Consider the following 10,964-nt stretch of genomic DNA (forward strand, 5'->3'; position numbering starts at 1 on the left):
AATACTTCGGTAACACCATACCATATAGGTTTACTGCACAGTGAGCTAGTAAGAATGGATATTGCCACTTACGTCATCATGATGTGGTTCAAAAAACATCTCCTTCTGTGCCCTTCTGTAACTCATGTGGTTCAAACAAAAGCGGCAGCTCCCATCTCCAGGAACTGCCGCTTTCTATTTTCATGGCCTAACCATCCAACGATCGAACGATCAAACCAGCAAACTATTAATCCACTACAATCATCTGCTTCGTAGCTCGATGATCGCCGGCCTGTCCGGCTTCGCCATTGGCCAGACGGGTTTCTACGGTGTAGCTCAGTACGCCCGTAGCACCTTTGATCATCTGCTTGGTGACATTGATCGTATTGTAACCAGCAGCGTAATCGCCTTTGATGATCGTCAGTACCCGTCCGCTGGCATCGTTGATCGTTACCGTTGCAGTTGCATCCTCTGGCAGGTTGAACCCAATCAAGGTTGCCGCTGCAAAAGGGTTCGGCGTGTTCTGGTACAATTCAAACTCCGCAGCAATGTTCCAACCATTGGTAAATTCAATCCCCAGGTCAAACACCTGTTCTCCCCTCTCAGGGGAGATGTCCGTAAGGACAGAGGGGTAGGCCTCCGCAGCCGTGTAACGGCTAGAGATGCTCAGCGCTTCGCGCAGGGGCTGGTCTTCACTTGCTCGTAGTACCAGGCTGAATAGGACATCGGTTGTAGTACCGCCACCGTTGTGGTTCCAGCTCATGGTGATGGTGCCTTCGTCTACGAAGCGCAGGCCGAAGTTTTCGGCTTGTGCCTGTCCGTATTCGATGTCCACCAGTTCTACTCCACTTAGTTGTAGGGTACCCTGGTAGCCTTCGATCTGGTTCAGGTTCTCTGCTGTCACGGCTACGGTGTAGGTATTGCCCGCCTTCAGGTCGATGTCTTCCGCTTGGAGGTGGAAGGTGCCGTTGAGGGTACGGTCATCGCCGGCCAAAGCATTGGCTTGGGCGCTGCCGTTCACATCACCGATCTTCACACCCACGAAGTCCGCATCCAGCACATCTCCCGGGAGGTTGTTCTCATTGATCAACTCAGGGAAAGTCTCGTACCAGGGGTTCGTGCTCTCTGGGAACTCGTAGTTTGCATCCACAAAGCGCCAGCTCGTATTGTTGGGGAACGCCGTGATCACGTTGAGGATCAGCTTACGAATCTGGATCAAATCCAGCGTCGTAATCGTTCCACTGCGGTTGGCATCCGCGGCAATGCGCTTGTAAGGCCCAACGAGTGGCTCCACGTTGAGGATGTGCTTGGAGATCTTCACGATATCGAAGGTCGTCACTCCGTTCAGCGGGTTGGCATTCAGGTACGGTGTCACCGAGTAGTCACCTCCCAGTGCCAGGTTGCTGAAGCTGTACGTTCCAGTCGTATTCGTAGTCATCGTAGCGGTCATGCCACCGTTGATGCTCACTTCCACGCCTTCGACCGCTTCGTTGCCTTCCGTCATGATGATACCTGCAATCGTGCCGGTTTCATCACCGCTACACGTAGCGTGCAGTTGTACCAGGACATAAGTCTCACAGTAGTCGTAGTTACCTTCTTCGTCAAAGGCGTACACGTAAACCACCGTGGTCTGCTCATCCGCATCCGTCAGTACCAATCCAATATCATCGGGGCTTGGTACAAAGTTTGGATCAGCTTCTACATCCGCTGCGCGGTAGATCGCATACTTCGTCACGCGAGGTAGACCGCCGAAGAGTTCTGGTCCCTGACCCGTACAGTCAGAAATTGGGGAACCTTCAAAGTCTGCCGCCCAGATCGCCATCGCACAACCTTCACCCTCAGGTGTTGGCATCAGCGTTACCGTCAGGCCGTTGATACATACCGGAGCAGGGCCTTTGCAGTCGATCACATCGAAGACGATGGTCTCGCTGGTCTGGTTGCCACAGCCATCCTCAAACAGGATGCGTACCGCGTGGTAGATGTTATCACCCATCGCTGAGGTAATGATCGGGAACGTTCCTGTGAACAGGTAAGTGCCGTCACCATTGCTGGTGATGTTGCTCAGTACGTTGGCATCAGCTACAAACTCGTTCGACTTGATGTCACCGTCGCCGTTAGCGTCTACTGCGAAGGCATCCAGCTGGGCAGATACAATGTTGACCACCAGCACACCGTCCAGGTCAAACAGTTCACACTCGTCAGCTACGCTGAATGGAATGCTGACTGCTTCCTGACAATCACCGTCGTCATCACCAAACTGACCAGGCAACAGGTTAGGACAGTTGGCCGTTGGGCCGCCGTATTCACCAACAGTTACCACTGGGGCTGTTGAGTCGTATACTTTCACGTATTGCGTGTAGATGTAGCGACCGAAGTTGCGACGTCCAAACTGATCGGCTGGAATACAACCGATGTTGTTGCCGGGGATGTTGTCGTAAACGGTGTTCGGAATATCAGAGTCTCCATCGCGGTCGGTGTGGTCACGGTCGATCACTACGCTGTACTGAATGCCCGGCTGAGCATCGGCGATGTTATCACAGTTGTTGTCTACAGGGCCAAAGCCACTCACTACCCGTACTACAGGGCGTTCGTTGCCTTCCACGGCGCGGTCAATCGGTAGTGATTCGCCGTCGTCTTCCGTCATGCGGGGCAGTACCAGTCCTTCGTATTCACCATCCCACACGCACCAGTTGATGACATCGTAGGTGATCGAGTACTTGTAGCAAGCATCGCCGTTGGCGGTAAAGAAGACCGGATCGCCGATGTTCACACTCAGCACATCACAACCAGCGGTGGTGGTGATGATCGTCGGTACTTCCGGATCGCCACAGTCAGCGGCCACATCTTCGGGGAAGTCGATGGTAAAGTCGTGTACTTCCGTGATCGTGATCAGCTGGCTACAGCTGTTCGTCGAGCGGAACACTTCGTTGATGTCGATCGCACCGTTGCCATTGGCATCGCCCTCGGGGCGCAGCTGCCAGGCTTCGAAACGACGCGTGATGGTTCCCCAGCCACAGTCGTTCACCTGGATGTTTGGCGTGCGCTCTACGATGGTGTCCACCGCACAGTTGTCCGTACCCGTAGCACCGCCGAAGATCGAGCTCATCATGATCGAGGTCGCAGCGAAGTCTTCGTCGTAAGCCGTCTGGATGTCTCCAGGGAAGGCCAGCGGAAGGTCGTTGCAGCTCAGATTCACTGGTGCTGGTGCGTAGCAGTAAGGGTTCAGTTTATCTTCAGGTACGATGGTCATCCAGCAAATGTTCTGGTTGCCTGACTCGTCCGTTACCCGTAGTTCAATCGTAATTTCGTTGTTGATATCGCAGCAGTAGAAGTCGATATACTCTCCCCATGGGCTCCAGCGGTTTTCGCTAGGATCACAGGTTTCGTTGCGCCAGTAGTTACGGCGAACTTCCAGGCTTACTTCCCCACAGTTGTCCGAAGAACCTTCGTCGACCGCGGTGGCAAAGATGCGCGCGATCCCTTCGATGCCGTTGAGCACATCACCACCACCGATCGATACGTTGAGGTCGTCGTCACAGCTGGCTGTAGGTTCGATTTCGTCGCGGATGATCAGCGTGTATTCCTCGCAGGTCTCGTTGCCACAAGCATCTTCCGCACAAAGGATCAGCGTGTGGGTACCTACGGGTACACCTACCACATCGTTATCGGCGATGTTACCGCCAGCGAAGAAGCTCTCACCGTTGGCCAGGATGGTGTAGGTTGTCGTATGTACATCTGAACAGCCGTTGCCATCGGTGATCGTTGGCGTCGGGATCAGGACATTCGCTACACAGCTCAAGGGAGAGGTAGAGATTGTCAGCGTTGGCGCTACACCCGTCAATACGGGGCCGGTGAAGTCACCGACTTTGATCAGCTGGTTCAGCGTACCAGAGCCTCCGGGGTTACACCAGTCGATGATGTTCCACTCGCGACGCAGCTTGTAAGTGCCTTCACACACCGTGATCCGGGGCTCATCGGAGTAAGACGCGCCGATGTTGCAGTAGATCTGATCTAGATCGTAGAAGCCAAAGGCTGTACGTATCCAGGGGTAACCAGCCGTAGATGGGTGTGGGTTGCCATTGGCATCCGTGGCATAGTCTTCATCACATTCAATCGGCACCACAAATGGAGGGAATACAATGTCTCCAACTGTAGGCTTGCGGAAGGTAATCACCTGGTTGCAGCTTACGGTGCGTGGTGCGCCGATACATACGCCGTCGTAGCGATCGGCTACCGTGAACGTACGCGTAATGCGCTCGTCGCCACAGTCACCATCACTGTCGGTAACATCCGACAAGGTCACCAGTACGGGGCCACAGTTGTCGCCAACTACCGGGAAACCAGTCAGGTTCACCTTGGCGATGAAGGCGTTCAAAGCAGCCGTGCTTCCACCGAAGAAGGTGTTGCGCGTAGCCGTGAAGTCAAGTGTACCATCTGCACTGGCAATCCAGCTTTGAGGCGTCTCAAAGTGGATGAAGTCGATGTCGTTACAGACCAGGTCACGAGTTTGCGTTAATGCTACTGGCGTGAAGTCTGCACCCGTTACACCGGTGTTGTTGTCCGAATAGATCGTCACCGTCCAGTCGCCGAATTGAGTTGTCAACCAGTTCGTCAGCACCAGCGTATAGCTTGTGTTCGGCTGTAAAGGCAAGCTCAAACGAAGGGTAGGATCAAAGGGGTTGCCACCAGGGACGAAACCATCATCGGAGGAACCGAGGATATTCTCACAAGGTGACGCAGGATCGAAACCACCCTGGAACAGGAACAAGCTTCCATCGCCCCAATCCGTATCCACCAGGAAGGTATACACATCAACCGGTAGTGCAAAGTCTGGCGTCGTGAACGTAATCACATCGTAGTTGTGTACGCCGTCGGCCAGGAAGCCCTGGTTCAAACAGCTGTTGTCGTTGAAGTTCAAGGTAGCATCAGCTGCATTCAGGTTACCGCTTGCCTGGTGAGCTTCGTAATCCATCGTCACACTGCTCGTGTTGGCGGGGCAGGTAACAACAGGATCGGTCTTGTCTTCGGCGAAGATGCTGCCCCAACAGGTGTAGACGATTTCACCGTCTTCGATCAGCTCGATCATGTAGGTGTGCTCACCACAGCCAACCGCCTGATCAGAATCCAAACCATCGACCATCAGGTTGTAGCTGTCGATACAATCGTCGAAGCCCGTCACTACCATGTCAGGGGTGATGGTTGCGGCACAGTTAGCACCCAGCGTAACGTTCAAATCAGCAATACAGCCAAATTCGAAAGGAACAGCAGCATCGTCGATTTCTACAATAGCGGTACAAACATCGCTGTTACCAGCACAGTCGGTGACCGTCAGTTCTACCTCTGTGCCGCCAATCGCTCCGATGGTCAGATCGATGTCTGAACAATCGAAGAAGGTCTGGTCCACCATGTAGGTGAAGTCGACATCACAGTTGTCTGAAGAACCAGCAGCGATCGCGTCAATATCGGCTTGCGTCAGCGTGTACTGACCGCTGGCAGATAAGAAGATACGGATGGTGTTGCACACGGGAGTCGGTGCTTGGGTGTCGACCACCGTCACGACTTGCGTATGCGAAATCGGGTTACCACAATCATCAGCGGCATCCCAGGTACGCGTCAATGTGTATTCCTGTAGACAGCCTGTATTGGTGCGCATTTCGGTGAAGCCTACCGTTACATCCGTATCACAATTATCGGTCACCGTCAGTACTGCGGGGGCAGGGACGGCATCACATTCTACTGTTTCGTCACCAGGTAAGGCTTGATCAAATTCTGGGTCAGTGGTGTCCTCTACGGTGTAGGTAGCGACAAAGTCGGTGCTGTTATCACAATCATCCGTGACGGTGTAGGTGACGGTTGTTGTACCGGTAGTCCCACAATCGACGACAAAAGGCGCATTAGCAAAATCGCTGGTCACGCTCAGATCATCACTACAGGCGTCGGTTGCACAAGCTGCCAATGCAACAAGGTTGGCAGCATGCCACGCGGCGATGTCGTCCTGTCCACATTCTGCGCTTGCGTCGCGGTTGGCGCATCCGGTGAGATCTGGATCTGTGGTGTCTTCTACGGTGTAGGTAGCCACAAAGTCGGTGCTGTTATCACAGTCGTCCGTGACGGTGTAGGTGACGGTTGTTGTACCAGTAGTCCCACAATCGACGACAAAAGGCGCGTTAGCAAAATCGCTGGTCACGCTCAGATCATCATCACAGGCGTCGGTTGCACAGGCTGCCAGTGCAGCAAGGTTGGCAGCATGCCACGCGGCGATGTCCTCCTGTCCACATTCTGCGCTTGCGTCGCGATTAGCACATCCGGTAAGGTCTGGATCAGTGGTGTCCTCTACGGTGTAGGTAGCCACAAAGTCGGTGCTGTTATCACAATCGTCCGTGACGGTGTAGGTGACGGTTGTTGTACCGGTAGTCCCACAATCGACGACAAAAGGCGCGTTAGCAAAATCGCTGGTTACGCTCAGATCATTACCACAGGCGTCGGTTGCACAAGCTGCCAGTGCAGCCAGGTTGGCAGCATGCCACGCGGCGATGTCGTCCTGTCCACATTCTGCACTTGCGTCGCGGTTAGCACATCCGGTAAGGTCTGGATCAGTGGTATCCTCTACGGTGTAGGTAGCCACAAAGTCGGTGCTGTTATCACAGTCATCCGTGACGGTGTAGGTAACAGTTGTTGTACCGGTAGTCCCACAATCGACGACAAAAGGCGCGTTAGCAAAATCACTGGTCACGCTCAGATCATTATCACAGGCGTCGGTTGCACAGGCTGCCAGTGCAGCAAGGTTGGCAGCATGCCACGCGGCGATGTCGTCCTGTCCACATTCTGCGCTTGCGTCGCGGTTAGCACATCCGGTAAGGTCTGGATCAGTGGTGTCCTCTACGGTGTAGGTAGCCACAAAGTCGGTGCTGTTATCACAATCATCCGTGACGGTGTAGGTAACGGTTGTTGTACCGGTAGTCCCACAATCGACGACAAAAGGCGCATTAGCAAAATCGCTGGTCACGCTCAGATCATTACCACAGGCGTCGGTTGCACAGGCTGCCAGTGCAGCAAGGTTGGCAGCATGCCACGCGGCGATGTCGTCCTGTCCACATTCTGCACTTGCGTCGCGGTTAGCACATCCGGTAAGGTCTGGATCAGTGGTGTCCTCTACGGTGTAGGTAGCCACAAAGTCGGTGCTGTTATCACAGTCATCCGTGACGGTGTAGGTAACGGTTGTTGTACCGGTAGTCCCACAATCGACGACAAAAGGCGCGTTAGCAAAATCACTGGTCACGCTCAGATCATTATCACAGGCGTCGGTTGCACAGGCTGCCAGTGCAGCAAGGTTGGCAGTATGCCACGCGGCGATGTCGTCCTGTCCACATTCTGCGCTTGCGTCGCGGTTAGCACATCCGGTAAGGTCTGGATCAGTGCTATCCTCTACGGTGTAGGTAGCGACAAAGTCGGTGCTGTTATCACAATCATCCGTGACGGTGTAGGTGACGGTTGTTGTACCGGTCGTCCCACAATCGACGACAAAAGGCGCGTTAGCAAAATCGCTGGTCACGCTCAGATCATTATCACAGGCGTCGGTTGCACAAGCTGCCAGTGCAGCAAGGTTGGCAGCATGCCACGCGGCGATGTCGTCCTGTCCACATTCTGCGTTTGCGTCGCGGTTAGCACATCCGGTAAGGTCTGGGTCAGTGGTGTCCTCTACGGTGTAGGTAGCCACAAAGTCGGTGCTGTTATCACAATCATCCGTGACGGTGTAGGTAACGGTTGTTGTACCGGTAGTCCCACAATCGACGACAAAAGGCGCGTTAGCAAAATCGCTGGTCACGCTCAGATCATTACCACAGGCGTCGGTTGCACAGGCTGCTAGTGCAGCCAGGTTGGCAGCATGCCACGCGGCGATGTCGTCCTGTCCACATTCTGCACTTGCGTCGCGGTTAGCACATCCGGTAAGGTCTGGATCGATATTGTCGATGACGGTGATGGTCTGCATGCAGGTCGCCATCAAACCAACACCATCTGTAGCTTTGAAGGTACGTGTGACGGTGAATCGGTTGGCGCAGCTACCCGGTGTAATTACATCGCCGCCAACCTGCATAGTAGTTGCCGTACCACAGTTGTCAGTAGCAACTACATCGTCAAAATTAACAGGAGGCACCAAACTGGCACAGCTTACTATTTCATTGGCCGGGCAAGTAATCATGGGAGGTGTAGTATCACCTATAATAAAGGTAATATTCAATCCTGAGATGCCACTTCTACAACCGCCCTCGCTGCCTTCATAAATAGTCAAGGTATTCATGACATATGTACCTACAGGCAACCCAGGAATAAAGAAAGTTACTGTACCAGACACAACCTCAATAATACTGGAAATACCCGTAATATTAGGCCCAGATGTAGGAATGATTTCAAACGCAACTTGGGCAGTACCTGTAAAAGGCAAACCGGAGATGATCACGGTCGCGGGTGAATTAGGACAAGCATCCAGTACCATAATTTGGTTACCCGTATAAACAACCGGCACACAAGGCTCTATGATCACACTGGTTTCATCATCGTCCGCAATATTATCACCAAGATCATCAGTTTGAAACCCTGAGTTCTGATCTGAATCCGGATCTATTTGATCTGCATCCGAAATCTGGGCGTAGTTTTCCCACCCGCCGCCATTATCCAATGCCTTGGCAGTATAAGTCAGGGTAATGGAACCATTGACAGGAACGCTTAATCCCGACCAGCAATATTCGGTAAAACCACCAGAAGCTGAATTGGTGGAACTAACAGCAGGTGTTGAGCCAGACGGCGCAATGAACATAATACCGTTTGGAATAAGATCACAAACGGTAACACCCGTTGCAGGGTCTGCACCTGAATTGGTTATAGTAAGTGTATAGGTTATTACTTCGTCGAAATTAGGTTTGCTATAACTTACAGCTTTTGCTATAGAAAGGTCAGAAACCTGAAGGTTACCCAGTGTCACAGTAGCACTTGCATTGGGAGTGATATAAGATCCCACAGTCGCATTAGCCGAGTTGGTATAAGCCGCAGGATAAGGTGTCGCAGCTGTAATTTCGACCTCGTATACCACACTGATACTTCCTCCAACCGGCAGGTAGTAATTGTTACCAGAAATATTCTGGTTGGAAGGAAAATCACCTGCATCAAACATGATGGCACCAGTTTGTCCAAGTGTCGGGACAGAGAGTGAGTTGGAAGCTGTAATCCCACTACCGGCCATAATATCGACATATTCAAACGTTGGTGAATTGGGTAATATGTCCGTGATTTTTTGGAAAACCAGGGGCTGAGACGATATGTTGGTTACCGTTACGGTATAAGTAACCGTAGCTGGCAATTCAGTAGCCGGGTCTGGGATATTGGTTGGAGTTACCGATTTTGAAATAGAAATGGAAGGTTGGGGGTCCGGAATGACAATGGTATTATCTCCATAGTTGCCGGTGTATTTAAACTGAGTACCGCTCAATGTAGACGCATAAGGTAAAGCATTGGTGGTGCCGGTACTGGCACATGATACATAAAAAAAGTATCTGATGGTAACAGGTATACCGCTCCCATTGGCATTGCCAGTAGCGATGTAATAGAGTTGATTTTCGGTACCCACGTTGATGCCAGGAATACTGGATGCCAACACTTCGGCATCTACCAGTTGGAAACAATCTACGTTGAAACCAGGGTTCCCGGCGGGTTGCATGTGTACCTCATCACCTGTCTTGATATTACCAAAGGAATATTCTACATCGTAATACAATAACTGACCAACAAAAACACCCGGGCCAATTATAACACTTTCTACCAATCCCCCTGCGTTTGCGCTGATGGTAGAGCGCGTAGAGACATTCTGGTTAAATGGTGCAGGTATTGGCCCTCCTGCTCCGTTGAGGGTAACTGTAAGCGTGGCATTTGCATCAAACACTGTCGGATATTGTATAAACCAATACACTACATCGGACTGGCCGGCGTTTAAATTGCCTCCATTACCGATTTCGACTGTAGCAGATGAGCCGCCCACCAAAGCATACCCGGCGGCACCTGATATGCTAATGGTTGCGGTCAGGTTGGTATAGTCATTGGCGGAGGTGTTGGTAATTACAAAGCCAACGTGATTAGCTGTAGGCCCTTCAGTCCCAGGCATGTTACTATCCAACTCTAAAAAGGGAGAGGTAGTGTACGTGACCGTAAGTTGGGCAAATGAGACAACACTATAAAGCGAAAATGTTGCCCATAATAGTGTACTTCGACTTAATTTAAACACTGAAGCAAAAAAAGAGGTCGTCGTAAAGTAGTGTTTCATGAGTATTAAAATTATTAATAATTAAAATCATTTGATAGACTGGAAAGGCCAGGTTGTAATTTTTCGTGTCCATGTAATACTCTTTTGTGTCCATCGTTTGGACCTGGAAGACAGTATAGAAATTTGACGAGAATAGATTCTGAATCTATTTAGTTCCCGTCCGGTAACAACGCTTGCCGGGCAAAGGAAGTAACAAACCGCCAAGAATCGGCCACTTGCCACTCGGACAAAAACTCAGACAAAATTATCAAGGCAGGCGGCTGTCGATACCGCCCAGCACTTCCACGGGAGCATCCTCCTGCCACACTACGCTGCCGCCCTCGTAGGCATTGTACAGCTTGAAGGTGAGTGTGGTGCCATCGGCTACCTAAATACCACTGGCATCCTTGAGCGCGCCCTGGATGCTGAGGCGCGGCGTTGTGGCCTGCGCCGCCAAAGACAAGGAAAAGGCCAACACCAGGCAGGCAGTGCTAAAGAATTGAAAAAATGCTTTCCTGAGAAATTATGGTTGGTTGTTGAAATACATATCCAGGCTTACCCGTGCGCGGATAAAGCCAATAATAGCCAACAGCAAAAAGGTAAAGAGGTGAGAAAGCGTCGGTGAATGATAAAAAAAACGGGGGTGCGAACTGACCGGTAAAAAAGGGTAAGGAACGGCAATATAATAAACGAG

1 protein-coding gene is annotated in these 10,964 nt (G+C 51.8%); it reads right to left on the reverse strand.

Annotated elements, in window-relative coordinates:
* Positions 1-226: 226 nt before the first annotated feature.
* Positions 227-10,291: a hypothetical protein gene (locus AB0L18_RS02895; protein ID WP_367391081.1), complete on the reverse strand. Its 10,065-nt coding sequence runs from the start codon at positions 10,289-10,291 to the stop codon at positions 227-229.
* Between the last annotated feature and the right edge of the window lie 673 nt (positions 10,292-10,964).

The organism is Lewinella sp. LCG006, assembly GCF_040784935.1.
GTDB lineage: Bacteria > Bacteroidota > Bacteroidia > Chitinophagales > Saprospiraceae > Lewinella.